This is a genomic window from Mesorhizobium sp. B2-1-3A, assembly GCF_006442655.1.
In the GTDB taxonomy this organism is placed as follows: domain Bacteria; phylum Pseudomonadota; class Alphaproteobacteria; order Rhizobiales; family Rhizobiaceae; genus Mesorhizobium.
This window is the reverse complement of sequence record NZ_VFWK01000002.1, coordinates 88,160-113,116: the sequence shown is the minus strand read 5'-3', so window position 1 is coordinate 113,116 and position 24,957 is coordinate 88,160. Positions and strand designations below refer to the sequence as shown.

Below are 24,957 nucleotides of genomic sequence, written 5' to 3'. Positions count from 1 at the left end.
TGCGGCTGTAATCCATGGCCATGATCAATGTTTTGCGTGCGCCCGATTTCCAGCAAAGTCAGAGGCTGCGTCTCAACACGCTGATCCGGCTGCGCTGGCTTGCCATTGTCGGCCAGAGCGTGGCGGTGCTCGTCGTCGCCTATGGCCTGAAATTCCCGCTGCCGGTCAGCCTGTGCTTCGCGCTGATCGCCTGTTCTGCCTGGATGAACCTGTTCCTGGCGTTCCGCTTTCCGGCCGCGCACCGGCTCACCCCGTTCGCCGCTTTCGGCATCCTGATCTTCGACAGCCTGCAGCTTGCCGGCCTGCTCTACATGACCGGCGGCCTGACCAATCCGTTCTCGCTGCTGATGACCGTGCCCGTCGTGATCTCGGCGACGTCGCTGCCCTTGCGCCTGACCGCCATTCTAGGCGGGCTGGTGATGATAGCGGCGACCTTGCTGGTTTTCATCCATCTGCCGCTGCCCTGGTATGAAGGCGCGCCGCTGGTGATGCCCTTCATCTATGTCGCCGGCATGTGGATGGCGGTGCTGTCCTCGATCGCCTTCACGGCCATGTATGCCTTCCGGGTGGCCGCCGAAGCCCGGCTTCTGGCCAATGCGCTTGCCGCCACCGAACTGGTGCTGCAGCGCGAGCAGCACCTTTCCGCGCTCGACGGCTTGGCGGCGGCCGCCGCGCATGAGCTTGGCACGCCGCTCGCCACCATCACGCTTGTCGCCAAGGAGATGGAAAAAGCGCTCGGCAGCGACCCGAAATACGGGGAAGACGTGAAGCTGCTGCGCTCGCAGAGCGAGCGCTGCCGCGAAATTCTCAAGCGCCTGACCAGCCTGTCGTCCGAGGGCGAGGCGCATCTTTCCCGCTTGCCGCTGACCTCGCTGGTCGAGGAGGTCACCGCGCCGCATCGCGACTTCGGCATCTCGATCAAGCTTCGCCCCGGCGAGCGCACCGGGCCCGAGCCGGTCGGGCGCCGCAATCCGGGGGTCATCTATGGCCTCGGCAATCTGGTCGAGAACGCCGTCGATTTCGCCCGCAAGAGCGTCACCGTGCGCTGGAGCTGGGACGAGGCGACCGTCACCTTTTCGATCATCGACGACGGGCCCGGTTTTCCCCCCGAGATCATCGATCGCATCGGCGAGCCCTATATGTCGACACGTCAGGGCACCGAGGCCGGCGGAGGCCTTGGGCTTGGCCTGTTCATCGCCAAGACACTGCTCGAGCGCTCGGGTGCCGCGCTGGATTTCCGCAATTCAAGCGGCCTGGGCGAGGGCGCCGTGGTGCAGATTTCATGGCCGAGAACAGTCTTCCTGAACCCGGAAACGGCCCCCGCCACCATGTTTGACACTGCATAAATTGGACAATAGCGGCGCAAAACTATATCTGCGTAAAATTAAGGCAGCAGGAATTTTCAAGACGATGACAGGCGATGAAAATAGTGGCGCAATGGTTGAAGGCGAAGACACCTCGCTTTTGATCGTCGATGACGACAAGCCGTTCCTCACCCGTCTGGCCCGCGCCATGGAAACCAGGGGCTTCGTGGTCGAGACCGCCGAGAGCGTCGAGGAGGCCGTGGGCAAGGCCCGCGCCAATCCGCCGGCTTACGCCGTGGTCGATATGCGGCTCGGCGACGGCAACGGCCTCGACGTGGTCGCCGCCATCCGCGAGAAGCGCGAGGACTCCCGCACCATCATCCTGACCGGCTACGGCAACATCGCCACCGCGGTGACCGCCGTGAAGCTCGGTGCCGTCGACTATCTGTCGAAGCCCGCCGACGCCGACGACATCTTTGCCGCGCTCACCCGCACCTCGGGCGAGCGCGCCGCGCCCCCGGAAAACCCGATGTCGGCCGACCGCGTTCGCTGGGAGCACATCCAGCGCGTCTACGAAATGTGCGAGCGCAACGTTTCCGAAACCGCGCGCCGGCTCAACATGCATCGCCGCACGCTGCAGCGGATACTGGCCAAGCGCGCACCGCGCTGAGCGGCAGGCCGGGTGACCAGGCGGAGGCGACATGCAGGATTTGAAGCAGCGGCCGGTTTCCGTCTTCCGCGAATTTCTCGATAGCGAAGCGGCCGGCGGCATCATCCTGATGGTGGCGGCGGCCCTTGCCCTGATCGTCGCCAACTCGCCGCTGTCGGGAACCTATTTCTCCGTGCTCCACGCCTATCTCGGCCCGCTCAGCGTCTCGCACTGGATCAATGACGGGCTGATGGCGGTGTTCTTCCTGCTCGTCGGGCTGGAGATCAAGCGCGAGATGCTGGACGGCCAGCTTTCGACATGGCCGCGCCGCGTCCTGCCTGGCATCGCGGCGGCGGGCGGCATGCTGGTTCCGGCACTGGTCTATGTCGCCATCAATCGCAACAATTCAGCCGCACTGCCCGGTTGGGCGATCCCGACCGCCACCGACATCGCCTTCGCGCTCGGCGTGCTGTCGCTGCTCGGCAGCCGCGTGCCGGCCTCATTGAAGGTTTTTCTCACCGCGCTCGCCATCATCGACGACCTCGGCGCCGTCATCATCATCGCCATCTTCTACACCAGCGGCCTGTCGCTGGCCTATCTCGGCGCCGCCTTCGCCGTCATTGCCGTGCTCGTCGTGCTCAACCGCATGCGGGTGATGACGCTGGTGCCCTATCTCGTGCTCGGCGCCATCCTGTGGGTGCTGGTGCTGAAATCGGGTGTCCACGCCACGCTTGCCGGCGTCGCCTTGGCGCTGACCATCCCGCTCGAACGCTCCGCCGGGATCGGCCACGACTTCGACCATTCGCCGCTTCACCGGCTGGAGCATGGCCTGCACAGGATCGTGCCCTTCGTCATCATCCCCATTTTCGGTTTTGCCAATGCCGGCGTTTCGCTTGCCGTCCTTAGCCTTGGCGCGCTGATCGAGCCGTTGACGCTGGGTGTCGCCGCCGGCCTGGTGGTCGGCAAGCTCGTCGGTGTGCTCGGCTCGTCCGCGCTTGCCATAAGGCTCGGCCTGGCCGACCTGCCGGCCCATGCCGGCTGGTCACACATGCTCGGCATCTCGCTGCTCTGCGGCATTGGTTTCACCATGAGCCTGTTCATCGGCCTGCTTGCCTTCGCCGGCGACGTGGCCCTGCAGGACGCGGTCAAGGTCGGCATTCTCGCCGGATCATTCATCGCCGCCATCCTCGGCGCCGCCGTGCTGCTGATGGCGCCTGCTGCTGGAGCGGAGGGCGGTGAAGAGTAGCGGCGGATGCCGTGAAGGCCCGCGAACTACTCGCTTTCCCCTTCCAGAGCCGGCACCGAGACGCCGGCCAGTTCCGCCGCCAGCAGCCGCGAGGCACCGGCGCGCGCAATCCGCAGCATCAGCGCCTTGCGCGTCGCCGCCGCCATGCGGTGCTCCGGCGCATCGCGCATGATTTCGGCGCCGTAGCCGTCGGACAGGATGAAACCGCACTCGTCGGGAAATATCTCGGCCGGCACGCCGGGATGGGTGGCGAAGAAGAAGCGGTCGGAATGCAGCCGGTAGTCCGGCCATTTGCGGTCGACCCTGAAATCCTCGATCGAGGATTTGATTTCGATAATCCAGATATCGCTCTGGCGGGTCAGTGCCACGAGGTCGGCGCGGCGGCCGGTGGCCAGCGACAGTTCAGGCAGCACATGCGCGCCCATTTCCATGAGCAGACGCTGCACGCCACGGCGCACCAGCATGGCGCGTTCCGACTGGCGACCGTCAATGAGAGGGTTGATTGCGATGGGAGAGATGATTGGCATGACAAGCACCATGCCAGATTCTGTTCACGGTTTGAACCCGTTTGTGTCGGGCGATTATCTGGTTGACAAACCCACAAGGAAATAGGAATATGGTCCTCGACAGGCCGGCACCCATAATCCACGTATCTGACTGCGCATTTCATGCCGACGAGGCGTGCGACTGCGGCGGTCTAAATCTGGCAAAATATGTAGCTGAAGATTTTCGCCCCACGCTTATACCCAGCACGGGGCGCTTCGGATTTTTCGTTGATCACAGCGGCGGTGAATGCTTCATCGAGCCGCATAGTCTTCCAGCCGACACGTTCATTGCTCTCGCTACCGCCGCGCACTTGGTAGACGCTCATCCCCTCATTGCCGGAGGTCAAGGTGCCAACGGTATGGACCTCGACCACTCGCGCGAATCCATCATAGCGAAGCTCAAGGCGCTTGCCTTGGCGTAGTGCGTCACAGGCCACAGACTTCCACATTGCGTCCCCTCCCTCAAGGAGGGATAGGAAAGCACGGAAGCCGATGCAAAGGCGAATCCGCTACAGCCAATAGTAGGGAATGGGCCAACTTCGTGCTAAACGTCAGCGATGAGTTGGCTCGCTATAGCAGTCGTCATTGTCGGCATCGGTATTCCAGCCATTATGGCTGCTGCCTATTTTTGGACCGACCTCGAAACCCGAAAAGGTCGTGGGTGGAATTGGCTCAAAGACAAGGGCTTCTAGCGCCACCCAGCCGTAGAGGAACGTGGCCTTGGTTTTTCAATCGCTGTTAATCGGTTGGCGGCAGTTCTGGTCGCGCAAGCTCATCGCCAAGTACTACGTGAAGGCCCAATATTTCACGGTCTCGTTCAAAGTCTACCAGTCAGATGATGGTGAACGGATATGCCGCATGAGCGTCGTGTCGGGCGAAGATTCGAACTTCTCCCCGATGCGCGCAGTCGACCTCGACCTCCTTATCGAAGCCGCTCAGGAAGCTAGGGCGCAGCTAGGGGCTACCCAGCCGTAGGGGAATGGCCATCCGCCCATCTTTCGTTGCGAAAGTTGAAGTATCCGTCAGGCCCGGCGGTAGGCCGGGTGGAACGTCACTTCTGCGCCGTTGTCGTTGACCGTGGGTTCCTGTTTGACAAATTCGAACGTGGCGTCGAGCGAGAATCCAAACAGGACCTCCCAGGGATTCTTTCTGGCCTCATAGCCGAAACACGCCAAGGCTATCACGCGCGGCAAAACCGCTTCTGGTTTAGCGATAAAATCCTGAATGTTTCGAAGGCTTCTACCAAGTTCGGCAGCAGCTTGAGCGCGCGTAAGATTATTACGGGCTAGAAATTTCTCAAAATCCGCCCCGGTCATTTGCTCTTCAGCAAGACGCTCGACAGTCGTTACGGCCATATCAAAATCGCCTTCCTGCCATTCAAGTATCGCTCCATCGTTGCCGGCGGCTAGCGATTCAAATAGCTTCCGGTCGCTTCGAAGCGGCGCATAGACTCGGTATTTGTTGATGGCGGAAGACAGGTCAACGACTTCTGTCCTACCGATACGAGTCCCAGCGATCCAGCGAACCTCTACGCACAAATCATCCATAGGGCGCGCTGACTCAATTCGAGGCATCGGCCTTGGGTCAAACTTCGTCTTGATCCGGCTCATTTTGTTCTCTCCAGACACGCCAGAGCGTTTCTAGATTCTCACTTGCCCACTTGACAATATCGTTATGGAGGCCACAACCGCGACCCCTTATGATGTCAAGCGTCTCCAGGCTGACCTGGTAATTGCAGCAACCTCCTGCCCAAACGTGGAAATGAGGAGGGGGATGATCATCCGGAAAAACCTGGATCTTATGGGCTCCTATCCGGTGGACAGTAGGCATCATGTCCCCCGATAACGCATAACATAGTGCAAAAGTTGCACATGTTGCAAGGACGAACGTGCATTCATTGCATGGTCCGGTTGATTTGGTGGGTCGTGGTAAATATCGGGTTACGAGCTTGGAGGCTCTTTTTGGCGCAATTGCCTGGCTAGCGCCTTTATCTCGTCATTCGTCAATTTCGGGGATGTCGCCACCTTCGCCACAGCAGCTTCGAACGGAGCGTCCGAATCATCGATTTTCAGTTTTCGCGCGGCTTCGCGGAATTTCTCAATCTGCGGCTTATCCTCTGGCTTAGGCATAGGAATATAGACTCCGATTCCACGGTATGATAAACCATGGGCAGGGGATTTCTCCTCCTGCCCATGGTCCTCTTTCTTATGAGGCGCGGAAAAAATATCGCCGCGCCTCGGTTCAGACGGAAGATCATGGAAACCTCCAGTCCCCCAGCATCTACCAGTGCTGGGTCTGGCCGCCGACCAGCGGAAGTTCACTCAAATACGCCGTCGCGTGCTTGAGTCTCGATAGGCGAAGCGTCAACTTCGCCGGCGACTTTAGAAGCGCTTTCCGATTGCTCGGGGAGCGCTTCATTCGTTTGGGGCGCCTTCCGACCCCATTCAGTTAACGACCACAAGCCGGTCTCTTTGCCCTCGAACGTGAAAATGTCCCGTCGCGTTGAGAACTTGGCCGTCATGTTTCCCTTTGGCGAGTTTCCGGCGATCTTCACGCCGCGCCGCATAAGCTTATCGAAGATGTCAGCTGCCACCATAGGCTTCCCCGCCTCTCGCAAGACGGATTGCGCCTCTGCAATCACCATGGCGGTAGGGGATGACGGAACAAACACGGACCTGCCGTTAATGGTGCGGATCGAGCCAGTCTTAGGCTCGCCGCCAGACTGCTCTGGCGAAACGGCGGGTGCACTCTCTGTACCATCCGCGAGAAGGGCTTCACCAGTCGCAATCCACTCTTCCAGGCGGTGAATTGCGCTTTCATAAAAGGCGATCTTGTCGCGTGCTTTTTGAAAAGGATCGTTGCTCATGGGCCAGCATTAGAGCAGGACCCGTGAGTCGTCAAGCTCTCTCTAGAGAGCCAAGGAGAGGTTTCCTCTCTGTTCTTCACAGACTAGAGATAGAGCTCTGACAAGGGTATGCACATATCCTTATGTCAGCCTACGTTTTGCCCGCCGCCAAAGCGGCAACTCTAGCTGCACCGGTTTGCGGGAATGCGTCCGCTTCTCGTCAAGCAGGTCTATGATAGGTAAGGCGCTTACCAGCGGCACCCTTCAACGCGATAAATGCGCGGGTACCGTCATCGACGCCAAGGGCAATGCGGTTGCTGTAGCGGAAGTCGAACTCGGCCAGATAGCGGTGCAGATGGTGTTCGGCGCAATGCTGATAGACGCCCTTCATGCCGCGCTTGAAGATCGAATAGTAGCCTTCCACGGTGTTGGTGTGGACGGTCTTTGCGCCTTCGTAGCGGACATATTCGTCCTTGGAATGCGTGACGACATCGTGGGAAGCGAATTCCTGGCCCACGCGGCGGTACATGCCAGCTTCGTGAGTCATCAACGCGCTTTCCTTGGCGATGTTGGCGCGAACGATTGGCATGACGGTACCAATGCGGGCGGTATCGACGTGGAAGGAACGAGCGCGGCCACCACGCTCTACCAGCGTAACGACAGTGTTCTTGTGAGCGCCGCCACCGGTCTTGACCGGGGTTCCCGCCAGATGGCCAATGTAGGTTTCGTCAACCTCAACGGTCTTGCCATTGCCACCCATCGGGGACAGATCGCCAGACGCCATTGCAAGGCGAATGCGGTGGCACAGGAACCAAGCGGCTTCATAGGTGCATTCGAGTATGCGGTGCATCTGGTGGGCGCTGATGCCCTTCTTGGAGGCGCACATAAGGTGGATAGCCTGAAGCCACTTGGTCAGCGGCAAATGGCTTTCCTCGAAGATCGAACCCATGCGGACTGTGAACTGCGAGCGGCAAGCGCTGCACTTGTAGAGGCCGTGGCGCTCGACGCCGTTTGGGTTCTTCTTGGAAGGCTTGGTGCGAACGCCCTTCAAGGAATAGTGGCGATCCACGCTGCCGCACTTGGGGCAGACCGGACCATTCGGCCACAGGATGCCTTCCACATGCTCGAAAGCCTTGGCTTCGTCATGGAACTCGGGGCGGGACAGAACGGACATGGCGAAAGTTCCTAAGCTGTTGGAATCTTTCTACCTCTCCGGTTTGGGTTTGTCAACCAGATAATTGCCTTGTGTCGAGCGATTAGGATTGTCAGAATCGAGCTATTCGCCCGATCACAAAGGCTTACCTGGAAACATGCGCGTTTCTCAGGCAAAGGAACTGGTGGCCGGAAGCGTCCGCAAAGGGGACGGACAGTCAGGGGCAACGATGAGCGAGAACGGAAACCTCATTATTTATCCCATCCCCAGTCTTGTAGCGACCTTGCTCAATCGCGAGAGAGCAAAGGGAACCCCTTTGACAGAGGATGAGGTCATCCAAATCCGTGATAGCTGTCCGGCCATTGCGCTCACTCAGGAAGACGCCAGGCGGGTGGATGAGTCGCGAGGCTATCTCGATATTGATCCAGAAAATTGTTGGGAAGAATGGCAGCGAGTTCGGTTGGAACTGGCCGAGGATTAAGGCATTCGTCGAGTTCGCAAGCTTGGTTTGTCAACCGGATGTCCGCCTTGTGCAGGGCGGTTCTATTTGACAGAGCCGTTGGACCGTGAGCGACCTTCCGCGATCGCGCCATAATCCGGTCAAGTGCAGTCTGGTATTGACCTGTTGCGAGACGGCCCTATCTCGCCTCGATCAACTTCCGATCCTAACCATAGGACGGCAGGACTAAAGTCTTGCGCCAGAAAAGCAAAGGTCTGACGTTACCGTTTTGGTTCCGTCAATGTCCATTGGACGTTCCATTACTTTAGTTATTCAGCATATAAGGCCTGACGTTAGGGAAGGTGGCTGGCGGAATGGCCGGCGCAGTTTGGCTTTGGGTCTATAGGGGGGCTGCGCCGGCCATTGCGGGTTTGGGCGTTGGGTGTGATTATCCCCGCGAGGACTAGCCTACATATATATTAGCAACTACGCAAATAAGACTGAAGTCCCTGGTCGACCGAACCGTGGCGAGCAGATTGCGTATGATGGCGTTCAACGCGGCGGCCGATGGAAAGCGCCTCCCTCGGCCCGCCAGAAATCCCCTGCCTGCTATGGTTTCGCGGAAACATCGCTGCCGCCGTGCAAGGCGCTGCCTCTCGCCTCGTCGGCATTGAAACGATAGACGAGCGAGATCGAAAGGGTCTGTACCGTAGGCTTGAATGCGATGGCATGGTCCGCGGCACCGGTGGCATCGACGTACATCTCCGCGTTCTCACGGCCGTAGTCGGCAAAGCGGTATTCGGTCTTCATGAACCAGCCTGGGGACGATACACCCGTGAAGTCGAGCGCGTTTTCGACACCGCCGCCCACGAACCAGCCGTCATGGTCATGTCCCGCGACACTGAGGGGGACGAGTGGGGTCGGATCCAGGCCGGAGCCCGTAAAGGCGGCGTGACTGTAGCCGCCGTCGACATAGATCAGGGCGTCGGGCGTTGCGAGCACGCCGAGACGAAGTCCCGCGGCATAGTTCAGCCTGTTGCGTGTGGTGCCGGAATACTCCTCGAAGGGCGCTTGGATCGAACCTCTCAGATCGCCGAACTGAACGTCGGCAAAGGCGCCGGCAACCCAGGAGGGAACGAACTGCCAGTCGAAGCCTGCGCCCACGGTGCCGAACCCGCCACTCCCGTTGGTGTGTGCGGACGGCCCCGGCGCGGGGATGCCTTCAAAATCCGTGTATTGGTTCGCGCTCCACCATCCGAACCCGCCGCCGGCTGAAAGATAGAACCCGCTCCAGTCACCAGCTTGGGGTGACCCCGCCGCGCCCATATCGGCCGCCACTGCTCCTGAAGGCAGCATGATCGCGATCGCGATACTGCCCGCAAACAAAAGTCTCATGCAGAAATCCCCAAGCTGCGTTTTGCCAACACTCTTGGCGCATTCCGCGGCCGTCGTCTTGGACGCATGGGCTCTGTTATTGGACGAATGGGCCTTGCGCGGCATCAATCCGGCACAAGCATGTGCTCCCCGGCCAGCGCCGCACTATCTGGCGACCGGAATCGCTCGCCTTGTCCCGCCCGGCGGTCCCGGGCGCCTTCACCCGCATGGCCTCTGTGATATAAGACGGCTGACCGAGCGGGCACGCAAAATGCAGAAGATTGATTTTTCTTCGGACAGCCTACCCACGCATTTGAGCGACCGGGATCGTTTTCGCCTGTGGCGCGACATGTGGATGGAACAGCTCGGCGCGGCCGAGATAAGGCACGCCGAGGACAAGCCATTCGCCACGGCGACGAAGATGCGTTTTCTGGGTGACCTGCGCGTCGGCCTGTTTGAGACCACGACCGAATATTATGTGCGCACCCGCCGCCACGTCGCCAACGACCGCGACGAAATCTTCGTGGGATTCTACCGCAGCCCAAAGCCGCAGGTGTGGTCCGTCGCGGATTGCGATGTTTCGCTGCAGCGGGGCGACGCCATCGCCTACAATATCGCGCAGCCTTGCCGGAGCTTTACCGACGGGGTCACCGCCTGGGTATTGGCCTCCATTCCCAGGGCCCAGCTGCTCAGGCTGGTGCCGCATGCCGACGACCGCCCGGTGACTCGGCTCGACCTGGCAAATCCAGCAATGCGGCATCTTGAGCGCACGATCGATTTCCTGATCCACTCCGAGGAGTTGGATCATGCGCCGGCCCTCGCGCAGCAGACCGGAACGGCACTGGCGGACCTGATCGCGTTGGCGCTGGGAGCCGGTGGCGACGCCGCGGAGATCGCGGCTGCGCGCGGGCTGCGCGCGGCGCGGTTGCGCGAAGCGATAGCGGTCATCGAGGCGCGGTTCGCCGAGCCGGCCCTGTCGACGGATATGGTGGCGCGCGCGGTCGGCCTGTCACGCCGCTACCTGAACACACTTCTTCTCGAAAGTGGCCACACCTTTGCCGAACGAGTCCTGGAGCTCAGGCTGCAAAGGGCTTGCGCCATGCTGGCGGACGTCCGCAAGGATGCGATGAAGATAAGCGATATCGCGCTTGCCGCCGGGTTCAACGACGTGTCCTATTTCAATCGGCGTTTCCGGGTGCGTTTCGGTGCATCGCCCACCCAATATCGTGGCGGGTAGGTTTTTCCGGCGGCGGGGATGTTCCAGTCAGCCGAACGCCTGGTCGGCTCCCGCCGCCGTCCCCGCCATGTCATCTAGGATCGGGCAGTCCGGCCTGTCGTCGCCGTGGCAGGCATGGATCAGCTTCTGCAGCGTCGAGCGCATGGATTGCAGTTCGCGCACCTTCTCCTCGATTGCCGTGACATGAGCGGCGGCGATCTCGCGCACGTCGGCGCTAGCGCGGCCGCGATCCCGGTAGAGTGCCATCAACTGACGGCAATCGTCGATGGAAAAGCCGAGGTTGCGCGCGCGGCGCAGGAAGGCCAGCCGGTGGACGTCGTCGCCGGAATAATCACGGTAGCCGTTGGCGGCACGCGCGGGCGCGATCAGGCCGATCTCCTCATAGTAGCGGATGGTCTTGGCCGGCAGTCCTGAACGGTGGGCGGCGTCGCCGACATTCATGGCGGAGATCCTCGATCCTGTGGCCCGCGCGGTTCAGGCCCATTGAATTTACTTCACAATCTGGTGAAGGCTGTTGCCGAAATGCCATACTGATACGCTTACCAGCACGTAAGGCCACGGATATAGGCATCGTGTGCTTGGCAAGCAAAGCAAATGCCAGCATGAATGATGGAGAGAAAGCGGCCGACTCGTGCCGCTGGCGTTTGGGCAGGGCACCGGATCATCACATGCGCATGAAGTCGCTCGCAATAATTGCCGCATTGGCGCTGTCCACTGCTATCGCCGGTTGCAGCACCATCGGCGGGCAGATTTTCTCAAACGACTACGGCGCGGTGACCGACGCTGGCTACCAGCTGCCGCGCATCCCGATCGAAAAAGTGCCGAGGCAGTATCACCGGCAGGAAGTGAACTACGACACCAAGGAAAAGCCGGGCACCATCATCGTCGATACGCAGAACAAGTTCCTCTATTTCGTCGAGGGTGATGGCCGCGCGATACGCTATGGCATCGGCGTTGGCCGCGAGGGCTTCGAGTGGCATGGCACTGCTCATATCGCGCTGAAGCGCGAATGGCCGACCTGGACGCCGCCCCGTGAAATGATCAAGCGCCAGCCCGAACTGGAGAAGTTCGCCAACGGCATGGAGCCGGGCCTCAAGAACCCGCTCGGCGCGCGCGCCATGTATCTCTTCAACAAGGGCGGCGACATGGGTTACCGCCTGCACGGCAGCCCGGAATGGAATTCGATCGGCAAGGCGATGTCGTCTGGCTGTATCCGGCTGATGAACCAGGACATTATCGATCTCTATGACCGCGCCTCGGTCGGCGCCAAGGTCATCGTGATGTAAGCATCCTGATCTCAGGATCAGGGTCAAATCTTTCGTGCGCGGACCGTCTAGGCAACAACGGACGTCCCAAACAGAAAACCGGGCAATTCGGCCCGGTTTTTTGTTATTCACGAACAGGATGTTTTGAGGTCGCGCCCGCAGGCCGAAGCGGCGGCGCGCGGAAAGTATCAGGCGACCTGCTCGACCTGCTGCACTTCGGGCACAAAATGGCGAAGCAGATTCTGGATGCCGTGCTTCAGCGTCGCCGTCGATGATGGGCAACCGGCGCAGGCGCCCTTCATGTGCAGGAACACCGTGCCGTTCTCGAAGCCGCGGAAGGTAATGTCGCCACCGTCCTGGGCCACTGCCGGACGCACCCGTGTGTCGAGCAGTTCCTTGATGGTGATGACGAGTTCCTCGTCCGCCTTGTCATAGAATTCGCCGGTCTGGCTGGTCTCGGCGGCCGGGCCGGTCTTGGCCATGACCGGCGCACCGGACATGAAATGCTCCATGATGGCGCCGAGGATCGCCGGCTTCAGATGCTGCCAGTCGGGGCCATCCTTGGTCACGGTGATGAAGTCATAGCCGAAGAAGACGCCGGTGACGCCGGGAATTTCGAACAGCCGGCCGGCCAGCGGCGAGGCCGTGGCCGCGCTATCGGCGTCGCGGAAATCGGCGGTACCCTCCAGGAGCACTTCCTTGCCGGGCAGGAATTTCAGCGTCGCCGGATTGGGCGTCGATTCGGTCTGGATGAACATGGCCGTCTCCGTGCCCATTTCGGGCAACTAGTTTGGAATAGTTCTAAATAGGCTCTATTGGCTGGACATTCAAGCGAAACGCGTCGCCCGAACGGCTGGCTGGCGGAATGTTTTTGCTGGCTGGGGATCGAATCCCTGGCTGGTTTCAGGCGAGGCTGTCGATTTCCTCGTCCGAAAGGTTTTGCGGCACGACCGTGACCGGAATAGGGAAGGCCGCACCCTTGCCGGCAACGGCACCGACCAGCGGTCCCGGCCCTTCCTTGCCGGCGCCTGCCGCCAGCACCAGGATGGCGATATCCTGGTCTTCCTCGATCAGCCTGTGGATCTCTTCCGTCGGCTTGCCTTCGCGCACCACCATTTCCGGCTCGATGCCGAGCTTCTGGCGCACCTTGTTGGCATAGCCGTCGAGGGCCGCGCGCGCCGTTGCGGTCGCCTCCTCGCGCATGATCTTCTCGACGCCCAGCCAGTGCTGGAAATCGTCCGGTACGATGACATAGAGCAGCACCAGCGTGCCGCTGGTGCTCAGCGCCCGCTTCGAGGCATAGGCGACGGCACGCTCGCACTCGGGCGTGTCGTCGATGATCGTCAGGAATTTCCTGCGATGACCGGCTTCGCGGCTAAGGCGTTTGGAGACCATGTCTATCTACCTGGTGTCGTGATTTCGAAGTTCGCCTGCTTTCGATATCTCGCCCCGAGCGAACTTCGAAATCAAAAACGACACTAGAAATCAATAGTTTGCTCGTGTCCCTGATTTTGAAATTCGCATTACAACTCTGGCGAATTTCAAAATCAGAGACACGAGTGTGTTTTCGGTCGCAATCTGCCACCCGCTTCGGCCGGCCGCAAGCGGCCGGCCTTGTGCCAGTGTCGATGCGATGCACCGACGCCGGGATCAGCCCTGCAGCAGGCCTATAATGTCGCGCACCGTCTTCATGGTTGTTTCGGCCAGCACGCCGGCGCGTTCGCCGCCATCCCTGAGCACCGCGTCGACATAGGCGCGGTCGCCCTGGATGCGGCGCATTTCGCCGGCGATCGGCGCCAGCTTCTCCACCGCGAGGTCGGCCAGCGCCGGCTTGAACACCGAAAACTGCTGGCCGCCGAATTCCTTGAGCACGTCGGCTTTCGAAATCTCGGCCAGGCCCGCATAGATGCCGACCAGGTTTTCCGCTTCCGGCCTGCTTTCCAGCCCGTCGACCTCGCTCGGCAAGGCTTCCGGATCGGTCTTGGCCTTCCGGATCTTCTTCGAGATGGTGTCGGCATCGTCCGTCAGGTTGATGCGCGACAGGTCCGACGGATCCGACTTCGACATCTTCTTCGATCCATCGCGCAGGCTCATGATGCGTGCCGCCGGGCCGCCGATGACCGGCTCGGTGATCGGGAAGAAGCCGTTCACCGTCTCCTCGCCAACCTGCATCTCGACGCCGACGCCAAGGCTGGCAATGCGGCTCGAAAAGTCATTGTTGAATTTCTGGGCGATGTCGCGGGTCAGTTCCAGATGCTGCTTCTGGTCCTCTCCCACCGGCACATGCGTGGCGCGGTAGAGCAGGATGTCGGCAGCCATCAGCGAGGGATAGGCAAGCAGGCCCAGCGAGGCATTCTCGCGGTCCTTGCCGGCCTTGTCCTTGAACTGCGTCATCTTGTTCATCCAACCGATGCGCGCGACGCAATTGAAGATCCAGGCAAGCTCCGCATGCTGCATCACTCGCGACTGATTGAAGACGATGTGCTTCTTGGGGTCGATGCCGGACGCAAGGAAGGCGGCGGTGATCGAGCGCGTCTGGTCGGCGAGGTCGTCATGGACGAGCTGTGCCGTCAGCGAATGCAGGTCGACGACGCAATAGATGCAGTCGGACGTGTCCTGCAGGGCGACGAATTTCTTGATGGCGCCGAGATAGTTGCCGAGATGCAGATTGCCGGTCGGCTGGACGCCGGAGAAGACGAGGGGCTTGAAGGCGGACATGGGGTTCCTCAGGGCTTGTGGAGGGCCGTTTCGCGCGCGGCGAAAGTCTTTTCGACGGCGCGCTTATGAACGAGAGTGTGGGGAGGATCAAGAGGCAGGAGAGCCCGCAGAGCCATTGCTTCAGGCTGAATTGTTTGTTCAATGCGGGCGTCGCGCTTGTTGCGCCTGTTTCCCAGTCTGACAGGTTCGCGCCGCCCCTCATTGTCCTGCCGGACATTTCTCCCCGTATAGTGACGGGGAGAAAGACGCCGCCACTGCCGCGCCAGGTCTACGACGAATTGTCTGGCGAAGACTGATGCTTGTCGGCGACACCGCCACCGTTAGGCTTACTGATCTGGAGACTGTTCCTTAGGCGCCGCTGATCCCTTGCGTTTGACATTGCGCCGGATCATGCCGAAATCGGCGCCACCCGTGGCAAAGGCGGTGACGAAGTAGAGCAGCGCCCCGCCGGCCACCAGCGTCAGCACCGTCGTCGCCTTGACGACCAGCGGCGAACCGGGGCCGAGCCTGACGGCCAGCCAATGCTCGGCGAAATACAGCGCCACCGCCATCACCGCCGCCGACAGAACCAGCCGGGGAATGCGCTTCAGGAGCGCCACGTCGCGGCCCCAGTGGCCGCGCCGGATCAGCACGGCAAGCAGCATCAGCGCGTTGACCCAGCCGGCCACGGCCGAGGCGACAGCAATGCCGGGTGCGCCCATTCTGGGGAACAGCGTCAGCGCGGTGGCGACGTTCACCGCCACCGAGATCGCGGCGAAGATCATCGGCGTGCGCGTGTCCTCGCGGGCGAAATAGCCCGGGGTGAAGGCCTTGATCAGTACGAAGGCCGGCAGGCCCAGGCCGAAGATCGCCAGGATCGCCGCCACCGTCGGCGTCGAATGGTTGGCGGCAAAGGCGCCGCGCTCATAGACCAGCCGCACGATCGGCTCCGACATCACCCAGAGTGCGGCGGCCGCCGGCAAGGTCATGAACAAGGTGAACTCGACGGAACGGTTCTGCAGGTTGGCGGCCTCGATGAGATTGCCTGACTTCAGCGCCCGCGACAGTTCCGGCAGAAGCACGATTGCCACCGCGACCCCGACGACACCGAGCGGCAACTGATAGACGCGGTCGGCATAGGCGAGCGAGGACACGGCACTGTCCTGCGCCGAGGCGATCGCGGTGCCGATCAACTGGTTGATCTGCGTGATGCCGCCGGTGATCGCCGCCGGCAGCGCCAGGATCAGGAGGCGTTTTACGTTCGGCGTCATCTTCGGCCGGCGGAAGCCGATCGAGATGCCGGCGTTGCGCACCGCCACCCAGACAATGGCGAGTTGCACGATGCCCGCCGCCAGAACGCCCCAAGACAGGCTGAACCCGACAGCATGTGCATCCAGCCCATGATACCAGGCGTAGCCAAGCACGCTGATCAGGATGATGTTGAGGAAAGCGGGCGCGATCGCCGCGGCGAAATAGCGGCGCAGGGAATTCAGCATGCCCGCCATCATGGCCGCGAGCGACATGCAGATCAGGTAGGGGAACATGATCGTCGCGAGCCGGACGGTCGTCTCGAACTTGCCCGGCGTGTCGGCGAAGCCGGGCGCCACCAGGTAGCGCACGATCAGTGGCATCGCCAGTTCCATGGCGATGGTCAGCACCAGCAGCGCCGAGAACAGGACGCCGAACACTTCCTCGGAAAAACGCTTGGCGCCGTCTGTGCCATGCGTCTCGATCTCCTTGGCGAACAGCGGCACGAAGGCGGCGTTGAAGGCGCCTTCGGCGAACAGCCGGCGAAAAGTGTTGGGAAACTGGAAAGCGGCGTTGAAGGCGTCGGCGACCGGTCCGGTGCCGAGTGCCGCCGCCATCAGCATCTCGCGGCCAAAACCCAGCGCGCGGCTCATCAGCGTGCCGGAAGCGACGGTAGCGAATTTCTTGACGAGGCTCATGCGTTTGAAGACTGCCTTGGAGCAATTCCAGGAAAACTGTGAGCGGTTTTCCCGGGCAAAGCGCATGGCGCATTGCCCTTGGGAACTGTGTTAAAACAAAGAGTTAGAGCGGTTCGCCGTTTTCGTGAAACGGTGAACAGCTCCAGGGATTGGGACAAGGTGGGGATGGCAGTCACTCGGCGGCCGCCTTGGCCTTGCCGCCGCGTTCGGGCGTGATGCCTTCGAGCGTCGCCATCAGCCGGTTGCGGATGGTGGCGATGCGGGCCGGGCTGTCGATCTTCTGGCCGGTAAGGTCGGTGACATAGAAGGTGTCGATGACCTTCTCGCCGAAGGTTGTGATGTGCGCCGATGCGATATCGAGCGACAGGTCGGACAGCGTGCCGGTGATCTCCGACAGCAGGCCAGGGCGGTCGAGCCCCTCGACCTCTATGACGGAAAAGCGGTTCGACAGCGTGTTGCGGATCTCGGCACGCGGCGGGATCTTGAACACCTTGGACCCGCGCCTTGGCTTGGTGCGCTTCTCGATCATCTCCGGCAGCCAGCTCTTGCCTGACAGCACGTCCTCGATCAGCCGTCCGACGCGCTCGGCGCGCCGGCGCTCATCCTCGTCGCGGTCGAATTCCCGCGAGATCAGGATCGTGTCCAGGGCGCGGCCGTCCGAGGTGGTGAAGATCTGGGCGTCGACAATGTTGCCGCCGGCACCGGCGCACGCCCCGGCAATGACCGAGAGCAGACGGGGATGGTCCTGCGCCAGCACGGTGATTTCGGTCACCGCCTCGAACTGGTGGGTCTTGACCATGGTGGCGAGCCTGTTGCCGGCAGCGTCCGCCTCGCGGATGAATTCGGCGTGGCGAAGCTGGTCCGGCAGATCCACGGCCAGCAGGTAGTTTTCATAATGCAGCCCGACATAGCGCTTGCGGGCCTTGTCGGGCCAGTCGGCGAGCGCCTCGGCCAGGCGTTCGCGCGCCGCCGCGGTGCGCTGTGCCCGCGACACTTCCGAAAAGCCGCCGGTCAGGAGCAGTTCGGTCTCGTAGTAGAGCGTGCGCAGCAATTGGCCCTTCCAGCCGTTCCACACCCCTGGGCCGACGCCCCTGATGTCGCAGACAGTTAGGATCAAAAGCAGTTTCAGCCGCTCGACCGATTGCACGATCGAGGCAAAATCCTCGATGGTCTTGCGATCGTTGAGATCGCGGGTCTGCGCCGTCATCGACATCACGAGGTGGTTTTCGACCAGCCAGGCGACCGTTTCCGTATCCGCCGCCGACAGCCCCATATGCGGACAGATGCGCCGCGCTATGCGGGCGCCTGCCTCGGAATGATCTTCCGGCCTGCCCTTGGCGATGTCGTGCAGCAGCACGGCGACATAGAGCGCCTCGCGGCTCTTCTTCAGGCCCGGCATCAGCGAATGCGACAGCGGATGGATCTTCTCGCCGTCGCCGCGCTCGATCTCGGCCAGCACGCCGATGCAGCGGATCAGGTGCTCATCCACCGTGTAGTGGTGGTACATCGAGAACTGCATCATGGCGACGATCTTGCCGAAATCCGGGATCAGCCGGCCCAGCAGCCCGGCCTCGTTCATGCGCCGCAGGTTGAGCTCGGCGTTGCGGTCCGAGGTCAGTATGTCGAGGAACAGCCGGTTGGCTTCCTCGTCGCGCCGCAGCGACTTGTTGACCAGGCCGAGCGAGCGGGTGAGCAGCTTCAGCGCATCGGGGTGGAACTCCAGCCCGTGCTTGTCGGCGAACCAGAACAGTCTCAGCAGATTGACCGGATCGCGTTCGAACACCTGATCGTCGGCGATGTTGATGCGGTGGTTGTCGACGATGAAGTCCGACGTGCCGGCGAGTTTGCGCTTGCGGCGCTGGAAGGTCAGGAAGATGCGGTTGAACCCCGGCACATGCTTGGCCTGCTCCTCCTCCAGCGCGGCGCAGAAGATGCGGGTCAGGTCACCGACATCCTTGGCCACCAGGAAGTAGTGCTTCATGAAGCGTTCGACCGCCGACAGGCCGGGATGGGTGGTGTAGCCCAGCCGCTCGGCGATCTCGCGCTGGATGTCGAAATGCAACCGCTCCTCGGCCTTGCCGGTGAGGAAATGCATATGGCAGCGCACCGCCCACAGAAAGTCCTCGGCTTTCTGGAACTCCCGGTACTCGGCATCGGTGAAAACACCCTTCTCGACCAGTTCCTCGCCGGTGCGCACCCGGTAGAAATACTTGCCGATCCAGAACAGCGTCTGCAGGTCGCGCAGGCCGCCCTTGCCGTCCTTCACATTGGGCTCGACCAGATAGCGGCTTTCGCCGGCCTTGGCGTGGCGCTCGTCGCGTTCGGCGAGCTTGGCCTGCACATATTCCGGGCCGGTCGTTCGCACCACCTCGTGGTCGAAGCGCAGCATCAGCTCGTCATAGAGCTTGTGTTCGCCCCACAGGAAGCGCGCTTCTAGGATCGAGGTGCGGATGGTGATGTCGGTGCGCGACAGCCTGAGGCACTCGTCGATGTTGCGGGTGGCGTGGCCGACCTTCAAGCCCAGGTCCCACAGCATGTAGAGCATGTATTCGACGGTCTGTTCGCCCCACGGCGTTTGCTTGTAGGGCAGCAGGAACAGGAGGTCGATGTCGGATCCCGGCGCCAGCGTGCCGCGGCCATAGCCGCCGACGGCGACAACGGCCATGCGTTCGGCCACGGAGCGGTTCTTCACCCGGTAGACATGCGTCGCCGCGAAATCGTAGAGCGCCCGGATCAGCTCATCCATCAGATGCGACAGCCGCTCGGCGCAGGCGTTGCCGCCGCCATCTTGCCTCAGCATGGCCTCGGCGATCTTTCGGCCTTCGGCGAGGCGGGCCTTGAGAAGCTGGAGCACACCGGCGCGGGCGGCCTGCCCGGAACCGTCGCCGGCCGTGGCGTCCGTCAGCGCGGTCATCTCGCGGCGCAAGGCTTCGCCATCGATCAGTTCATCGAGCTTCAGGGAGATTTTCGCCATAGGTACCGGTCGGCCTTGCCTTTTGGGCGGCGTCTATAGCGCGTTTTCGCGGCGCTGGGTATGGGGCCGGCTCGAGGGCTGAAGCAAGTCCAGGAAAGTGTGAGACGGTTCTCTCGGGAAAGCACTCGGCTTCCGTGAAGCGATGAACCGCTAGTTCGCTGCCTCGACCGGATCGAGGGGTATGACAATGTGTCGCCGGAATCTGCAGAAGTCGGCGATCCGCCGTATGGTTCGTCCGGCCTCTCTCGTGATTCTCACCGCTGTCGGCTTCCTGCGCCTTGTCATGAGCCCGCTCGCGGTTCGCGCGGCATCCCGTTCCTGATCGAGCAGGCTTGGCAGCCTGTCGGCAACGAACTGGTCCTGTGCGCACAAGGCGGGAACAAGTTGGTAGACCATCTTGCCGGCTGACATGATGGGGTCGAAGATGAGATCATCGACAGCTATGTTGATCTGCGCCGTCGCCTCCAGAAAGTCGCGTGCCGTTTGCCGCGAGAGGAGATAACCCCCGGCCCCCGGATGGCCCTTGCGGAGCCGGGCCACGGAAAAACCGTTGCCGGCGGCGATCCTTCTCCTCTGGACCACGGTTCTGGAGAAGAACGTCTCGAGCTTCACGACATCCGCGTCTGCCGGCACCCAACTGATATCGCCCAGCAAGGCCCCCGCCTTGCAGGAGAAGACCATATCGTCTTCGAACACGGCGCCGTACGGGGCATCGTCTTGGGCAATGATCGTCCAGCAGGCACGATGGCTGTGCAGGCAGGCGATCTCGCTGCCGGCAAGCGGCCGGATGGCGTGTATCGCGTGCTGTGGCTGCAGCGCCAGCTCGGGATGCTGCTTTGCATCGATGCCCGCGACCCGCTCGAACCCGATGTTGATGCGGGCAAACTCCGCTGTCATGTGGGCAAGCCGGTCGGCAGAGCGATCGAGATTGATGACCAGGCACTTCATGTTCTACCAGCGACTTTTGTGCGAAACCTTTGCTTTCACGGAACCTGCACAACCGTCCAGCAGGAACCCTCTAGCACAGGTGACGTTACGATTGTTGATCTTTTATGGGAGTTTTTTGCATCGGATCAGAAAGCCAAGATTTAAACCCGGTCCATCTTGCCGGGATTACTGGCAGAGTACATGCGACGGGAAATGGGGTGATTTTTCTATTCGAGGTCGCCGGCGGCAAGGCGAAATACGAGACAGAGCCTAAGTTTTTCTGTGATGAGTTTGAGAAGTTTCCGAGTCGCAAGCGCGAGATGATCTCGCTTTCACGGATATCTACGTAGGTTTCGTCCGTTCTGTGTGTCAGGCTGCCTGAGCCTGGAAACAAGTCTATCGGTCTGCTTCGGGCGGATCGAAAGGAACGACCGTGTATCGCCGCATTCGGCAGTGATCAATGATCCATTCGACGACGCGTCTGGTCTCCGTCAATATTTTCTCGGTGACCGGCCTTCTGCGTTTGATGGTTAGCCCGCTTGCGTCCCATGCCGCGTCGCGTTCCTCGACAAGCAGGCTTGGCAGTCTGTGGCCGACGAACTGATCCTGTGCGCAAAGCGCGGGGACAAGCTGATAGATCGTCTTTTCGCCCGACGTGGGGAACGCCGGATTGAAGACGAGATCATCGGCCGCCGCGCTGGCCTGTGCGGTAGCATCGAGGAGGTCGCGCGCCATTTGCCTCGACAGGATGTAGCCGGCGGTTCCGACGTGGTTCCTGCGGAGCCTGACCAAGGAAAAGCCGTGACCGACGGCGGTTCTTTTCCTCTGGGTCATGGTTTTAATGAAGAATGTCTCGAGCTTGACGACATCGGCATCGGCCGGAATCCAGCTCACATCGGCAAGCACGGCGCCGGCTTTCGCGGAAAACACGATGTCGTCCTCGAAGACAGCGCCATAAGGGGCGTCGTCCTGCGCGATGATGGCCCAGCAGGCGCGATGGCTGTGCATGCAGGCGATCTCGCTGTGGGACAGGCGCCGGATGGAATACATCGCATGCTGCGGCTGCAGCATCAGGTCGGGATGGTCACGCGCGTCGATCGCGACGATTCGCTCGAAGGCGATGCCGACGCGGGCAAACTCCGCCGCAATATGGGCAAGGCGGTCAGGAGACCGATCAAGATTGATGACCAGACACTTCATGTCTTAACGGGATCGGCATCGCGTTGGAGGGATCGGCATTATATTAGCAGGCTGCGCTACGGAATGTGGGCTTTTTTCCGGGCGAACAGCCTGGGCTGGATCTGGAAACACGAAAAATCAAAACAGCCCTTGACCTTCCAGTTACTGGAAGCACTACCTCCGCAAACAGGCAGAGGATAGAGGCATTCCTGGAATGACGCATTCAGACCATGACCATCGCGGCGACCACCATTCGCATGGCGCACACGGAAGCTGTTGCGCTTCGAAGGGTGCCGATACGGCCGTTCTGCGCGATCCGGTCTGCGGCATGACGGTGGATCCGGACGCCGGCAAGCCGACATCGGAGCATGGCGGCCGCCTCTATCATTTCTGCAGTGAAGGTTGCCGCACGAAATTCCAGGCCGAGCCGGAAAAATACATGACGACCACCGACCCTGTCTGCGGCATGAGCGTCGACCGCTCGACGGCGAGGCATTTCGTGCGCCATGAAGGCCAGGGCTTCTATTTCTGCTCCGCCGGCTGCAAGGCGAAATTCGAGGCGGCACCGCAAACCTATCTCAGCGACAGGCCGGCGCCGGTGCCGGCACCCAAAGGCACGCAATACACGTGCCCGATGCATCCCGAGATTATCCGCGACAAGCCCGGCTCCTGCCCGATCTGCGGCATGGCGCTGGAGCCGATGGGCGTACCATCCGGCGATGAAGGGCCAAATCCCGAACTGGTCGACTTCACCAGGCGGTTCTGGGTCAGCGCGGCTTTGTCGATCCCGCTTCTGATCATCGCCATGGCGCCGATGGTCGGCCTGAGCTTTGAAAACCTGGTCAGCGATCGGACAAAAACCTGGCTGGAGCTGACCCTGGCAAGCCCGGTCGTGCTTTGGGCCGCCTTTCCCTTCTTTCACCGCGGCTGGGAGTCGATCCTCAACCGCAGTCCGAACATGTGGACGCTAATCTCGCTCGGCGTCGGTGCGGCCTATCTCTACAGCGTCGTCGCCACGCTTTTCCCGGACATCTTTCCGCATCAGTTCCGCGGCCATGGCGGCGCGGTGCCGGTCTATTTCGAAGCTGCCGCCGTCATCGTCGCGCTGGTCTTCCTCGGCCAGGTGCTGGAGCTGCGCGCCCGCGAAAAGACCGGATCGGCGATCCGCGCCTTGCTCGATCTGACGCCAAAGACCGCGCGGCGCATCGCCGAGGACGGTTCCGAGACCGATGTGCCGCTGGACAGCGTCCAGGCTGGAGACCGCCTGCGCATCCGGCCCGGCGATGCCGTGCCGGTCGACGGCACCGTGATTGAAGGGCGCTCCGCCATAGACGAATCGATGATCACGGGCGAGCCGCTGCCGGTCGAAAAGGCCGAGGGCGACGCGCTCACCGGCGGCACGCTCAACAGGAACGGCTCGCTGATCATGCGCGCCGAGCGGATCGGCGCCGAGACCACGCTGGCGCGCATCGTCGAACTCGTCGCCAAGGCACAGCGTTCGCGCGCGCCGATCCAGGGCTTGGCCGACCGCGTTTCCTTCTACTTTGTCCCGGCGGTCGTCCTTGTCGCCATCGTGGCGTTCATGGCCTGGGCGGTCTTCGGCCCCGAGCCAAGTCTGATCTTCGCCGTCGTCTCGGCGGTCTCGGTGCTGATCATCGCCTGCCCCTGTGCGCTCGGCCTCGCCACGCCGATGTCGATCATGACCGCCACCGGGCGCGGGGCGCATGCCGGCGTACTGATCAAGGAAGCCGCCGCCCTCGAGCGCTTCGCCTCGGTCGACACGCTGATCGTCGACAAGACCGGCACGCTGACCGAAGGCCGGCCGAAACTGACCGATGTTGTCGCTGCCGGGGGCATCGTTGAGAATGAATTGCTGGCGCTTGCCGCCGCCCTGGAAAAAGGCTCGGAGCATCCGCTTGCCGAGGCAATCGTCGAGGGCGCCGGCTCCCGTGCCCTGAAGATCGCGGAGGCCAGCGATTTCGAGGCGGTCACCGGCAAGGGTGTTCTCGGCGCCATATCGGGACAGAAGGTCGCGCTCGGCAATGCGGCGATGATGGCCGATCTCGGTATCGACATCGCCTCCATCGCTACCAGGACGGAGGCGCTGCAGGCTGAAGGCAAGACGGTGATGTTTGTCGCTGCCGGCAAGACGCTGGCCGGCATCGTCGCTGTCGCCGATCCTATCAAGGCAACCACCGCCGAAGCGATCAAGGCCCTGCATGACAGCGGCCTGAGGATCATCATGGCGACGGGCGACAATGAGCGCACGGCCAGGGCTATCGCCGGGAGTCTCGGCATTGACGAGGTTCGTGCCGGGCTGCTGCCGGAACAGAAGGCAGCTCTGGTCGACGAACTGCGCGGCAAGGGCGCCGGTGTCGCCATGGCCGGCGACGGTGTCAACGACGCGCCGGCCCTGGCCGCCGCCGATGTCGGCATCGCCATGGGCACCGGCGCCGATGTCGCGGTCGAAAGCGCCGGCATCACCCTGGTCAAGGGCGACCTCAACGGCATTGTTCGGGCTCGGACGCTGGCCCAGGCGACGATCGGCAACATCCGGCAGAACCTGTTCTTCGCCTTCCTCTACAATGTCCTTGGCGTGCCGGTGGCCGCCGGCGTGCTCTATCCGCTCACCGGCATGCTTTTGTCGCCGATGCTGGCGGCGGCGGCGATGAGCCTGTCCTCGGTCTCGGTCATCGCAAACGCATTGCGGCTGCGGACGTTGAAACTCTGATCCAAGCCCCCAAATACGAAACCCAAACCAACAGGAGACCATGAATGACCTTGGCCAAGAAACTCGTGCTTTTGCTGATGGCGGCCGGAATGCTGCTCGCCGTCTTCCTCGAAAGCGTTCCAGCGCAGAGCGAAGAGATGAAACACGACATGGCCGGCATGTCGACGGACGCGACCAGCCCTTCGACCGAAGGCTACAAGGCGGCGATGGACAAGATGCATGCCGACATGATGGCATCGCAGTATACCGGTAACGCCGACGTCGATTTCGTTCGCGGCATGATCCCGCATCATCAGGGCGCCATCGACATGGCCAAGGTCGAGCTTGCCAACGGCAAGGACCCGGAGATCCGCAAGCTGGCCGAAGGCGTCATCGCGGCCCAGGAAGCCGAGATCAAGCAGATGCAGGACTGGCTTGCCGCCCATCCGGTGAAATAGAGCTTTCGA

23 protein-coding genes are annotated in these 24,957 nt (G+C 61.7%); 9 read left to right on the top strand and 14 right to left on the bottom strand.

The window, feature by feature from the left end:
- The first annotated feature begins 14 nt into the window (after positions 1 to 14).
- The 3 genes from FJ977_RS07130 (at position 15) to nhaA (ending at position 3,199) form a co-directional block, all read left to right on the top strand.
- Positions 15 to 1,346 (top strand): ActS/PrrB/RegB family redox-sensitive histidine kinase, encoded by a 1,332-nt coding sequence (locus FJ977_RS07130; protein ID WP_140769945.1) that lies wholly within the window; start codon positions 15 to 17, stop codon positions 1,344 to 1,346.
- 64 nt (positions 1,347 to 1,410) lie between these two features.
- Positions 1,411 to 1,974 carry an ActR/PrrA/RegA family redox response regulator transcription factor gene (locus tag FJ977_RS07125; RefSeq protein ID WP_140769944.1) on the top strand — a complete coding sequence of 188 codons (564 nt, stop codon included), beginning with the start codon at positions 1,411 to 1,413 and terminating at the stop codon, positions 1,972 to 1,974.
- Positions 1,975 to 2,005: 31 nt separating this feature from the next.
- Positions 2,006 to 3,199 carry a Na+/H+ antiporter NhaA gene (gene nhaA / locus FJ977_RS07120; RefSeq protein WP_140769943.1) on the top strand — a complete coding sequence of 398 codons (1,194 nt, stop codon included), beginning with the start codon at positions 2,006 to 2,008 and terminating at the stop codon, positions 3,197 to 3,199.
- 26 nt (positions 3,200 to 3,225) lie between these two features.
- On the opposite strand, the gene FJ977_RS07115 is transcribed toward nhaA, so the two are convergent.
- Both FJ977_RS07115 and FJ977_RS07110 read right to left on the bottom strand, forming a co-directional pair.
- Entirely contained in the window at positions 3,226 to 3,726 is a 501-nt protein-coding gene (locus FJ977_RS07115; RefSeq protein WP_181179688.1) for an MmcB family DNA repair protein, read from the bottom strand.
- A 170-nt stretch (positions 3,727 to 3,896) separates the two neighbouring features.
- Positions 3,897 to 4,193 carry a hypothetical protein gene (locus FJ977_RS07110; protein WP_140769941.1) on the bottom strand — a complete coding sequence of 99 codons (297 nt, stop codon included), beginning with the start codon at positions 4,191 to 4,193 and terminating at the stop codon, positions 3,897 to 3,899.
- A 271-nt stretch (positions 4,194 to 4,464) separates the two neighbouring features.
- Between FJ977_RS07110 and FJ977_RS07105 the strand changes: the two genes are divergently transcribed.
- Positions 4,465 to 4,719 carry a hypothetical protein gene (locus FJ977_RS07105; RefSeq protein WP_140769940.1) on the top strand — a complete coding sequence of 85 codons (255 nt, stop codon included), beginning with the start codon at positions 4,465 to 4,467 and terminating at the stop codon, positions 4,717 to 4,719.
- Between the two features lie 47 nt (positions 4,720 to 4,766).
- Here the strand turns inward: FJ977_RS07105 and FJ977_RS07100 are convergent, their stop codons facing one another.
- From FJ977_RS07100 to FJ977_RS07085, 3 genes are all read right to left on the bottom strand, one after another.
- Positions 4,767 to 5,354 carry a hypothetical protein gene (locus tag FJ977_RS07100; RefSeq protein WP_140769939.1) on the bottom strand — a complete coding sequence of 196 codons (588 nt, stop codon included), beginning with the start codon at positions 5,352 to 5,354 and terminating at the stop codon, positions 4,767 to 4,769.
- A gap of 707 nt (positions 5,355 to 6,061) precedes the next feature.
- Entirely contained in the window at positions 6,062 to 6,610 is a 549-nt protein-coding gene (locus FJ977_RS07090) for a hypothetical protein (RefSeq protein WP_140769937.1), read from the bottom strand.
- A 199-nt stretch (positions 6,611 to 6,809) separates the two neighbouring features.
- The gene (locus tag FJ977_RS07085; protein WP_140769936.1) at positions 6,810 to 7,763 is read right to left on the bottom strand and encodes an IS1595 family transposase; all 954 of its coding nucleotides are present in this window, start codon (positions 7,761 to 7,763) and stop codon (positions 6,810 to 6,812) included.
- A gap of 88 nt (positions 7,764 to 7,851) precedes the next feature.
- On the opposite strand from FJ977_RS07085, the gene FJ977_RS07080 reads away from it, so the two are divergent.
- The gene (locus FJ977_RS07080) at positions 7,852 to 8,223 is read left to right on the top strand and encodes a hypothetical protein (RefSeq protein WP_210243833.1); all 372 of its coding nucleotides are present in this window, start codon (positions 7,852 to 7,854) and stop codon (positions 8,221 to 8,223) included.
- A 567-nt stretch (positions 8,224 to 8,790) separates the two neighbouring features.
- On the opposite strand, the gene FJ977_RS07075 is transcribed toward FJ977_RS07080, so the two are convergent.
- Positions 8,791 to 9,576: an outer membrane beta-barrel protein gene (locus tag FJ977_RS07075; RefSeq protein ID WP_140769934.1), complete on the bottom strand. Its 786-nt coding sequence runs from the start codon at positions 9,574 to 9,576 to the stop codon at positions 8,791 to 8,793.
- On the opposite strand from FJ977_RS07075, the gene FJ977_RS07070 reads away from it, so the two are divergent.
- Positions 9,536 to 10,792: an AraC family transcriptional regulator gene (locus FJ977_RS07070; RefSeq protein ID WP_140769932.1), complete on the top strand. Its 1,257-nt coding sequence runs from the start codon at positions 9,536 to 9,538 to the stop codon at positions 10,790 to 10,792. The genes FJ977_RS07075 and FJ977_RS07070 overlap by 41 nt on opposite strands.
- 27 nt (positions 10,793 to 10,819) lie before the next feature.
- Here the strand turns inward: FJ977_RS07070 and cueR are convergent, their stop codons facing one another.
- Positions 10,820 to 11,233 (bottom strand): Cu(I)-responsive transcriptional regulator, encoded by a 414-nt coding sequence (gene cueR, locus FJ977_RS07065; RefSeq protein WP_140769930.1) that lies wholly within the window; start codon positions 11,231 to 11,233, stop codon positions 10,820 to 10,822.
- 227 nt (positions 11,234 to 11,460) lie between these two features.
- Here cueR and FJ977_RS07060 point away from each other — a divergent pair, with 227 nt between their 5' ends.
- On the top strand, positions 11,461 to 12,078 hold the full coding sequence (locus FJ977_RS07060; RefSeq protein WP_140769928.1) for a L,D-transpeptidase: 618 nt from the start codon (positions 11,461 to 11,463) through the stop codon (positions 12,076 to 12,078).
- Positions 12,079 to 12,245: 167 nt separating this feature from the next.
- On the opposite strand, the gene FJ977_RS07055 is transcribed toward FJ977_RS07060, so the two are convergent.
- The 7 genes from FJ977_RS07055 to FJ977_RS07025 form a co-directional block, all read right to left on the bottom strand.
- Positions 12,246 to 12,815, bottom strand: a complete 570-nt coding sequence (locus tag FJ977_RS07055; protein ID WP_056570395.1) for a NifU family protein — start codon at positions 12,813 to 12,815, stop codon at positions 12,246 to 12,248.
- A gap of 145 nt (positions 12,816 to 12,960) precedes the next feature.
- Positions 12,961 to 13,452 (bottom strand): universal stress protein, encoded by a 492-nt coding sequence (locus tag FJ977_RS07050; RefSeq protein ID WP_140769926.1) that lies wholly within the window; start codon positions 13,450 to 13,452, stop codon positions 12,961 to 12,963.
- 255 nt (positions 13,453 to 13,707) lie between these two features.
- Complete coding sequence (gene trpS, locus FJ977_RS07045; protein ID WP_140769925.1) at positions 13,708 to 14,775, bottom strand: tryptophan--tRNA ligase; 1,068 nt, start codon at positions 14,773 to 14,775, stop codon at positions 13,708 to 13,710.
- A 326-nt stretch (positions 14,776 to 15,101) separates the two neighbouring features.
- Positions 15,102 to 16,700, bottom strand: a complete 1,599-nt coding sequence (gene murJ / locus FJ977_RS07040; RefSeq protein ID WP_140769923.1) for a murein biosynthesis integral membrane protein MurJ — start codon at positions 16,698 to 16,700, stop codon at positions 15,102 to 15,104.
- Positions 16,701 to 16,872: 172 nt separating this feature from the next.
- Positions 16,873 to 19,674: a [protein-PII] uridylyltransferase gene (locus FJ977_RS07035; RefSeq protein WP_140769922.1), complete on the bottom strand. Its 2,802-nt coding sequence runs from the start codon at positions 19,672 to 19,674 to the stop codon at positions 16,873 to 16,875.
- 150 nt (positions 19,675 to 19,824) lie between these two features.
- Positions 19,825 to 20,622 carry a glycosyltransferase family 25 protein gene (locus FJ977_RS07030; RefSeq protein ID WP_140769919.1) on the bottom strand — a complete coding sequence of 266 codons (798 nt, stop codon included), beginning with the start codon at positions 20,620 to 20,622 and terminating at the stop codon, positions 19,825 to 19,827.
- Between the two features lie 375 nt (positions 20,623 to 20,997).
- Complete coding sequence (locus FJ977_RS07025; protein ID WP_140769917.1) at positions 20,998 to 21,801, bottom strand: glycosyltransferase family 25 protein; 804 nt, start codon at positions 21,799 to 21,801, stop codon at positions 20,998 to 21,000.
- A gap of 193 nt (positions 21,802 to 21,994) precedes the next feature.
- Between FJ977_RS07025 and FJ977_RS07020 the strand changes: the two genes are divergently transcribed.
- Both FJ977_RS07020 and FJ977_RS07015 read left to right on the top strand, forming a co-directional pair.
- Positions 21,995 to 24,511 carry a heavy metal translocating P-type ATPase gene (locus tag FJ977_RS07020; protein WP_140769915.1) on the top strand — a complete coding sequence of 839 codons (2,517 nt, stop codon included), beginning with the start codon at positions 21,995 to 21,997 and terminating at the stop codon, positions 24,509 to 24,511.
- A gap of 44 nt (positions 24,512 to 24,555) precedes the next feature.
- Positions 24,556 to 24,948, top strand: a complete 393-nt coding sequence (locus tag FJ977_RS07015; RefSeq protein ID WP_140769913.1) for a DUF305 domain-containing protein — start codon at positions 24,556 to 24,558, stop codon at positions 24,946 to 24,948.
- Positions 24,949 to 24,957: the final 9 nt, after the last annotated feature.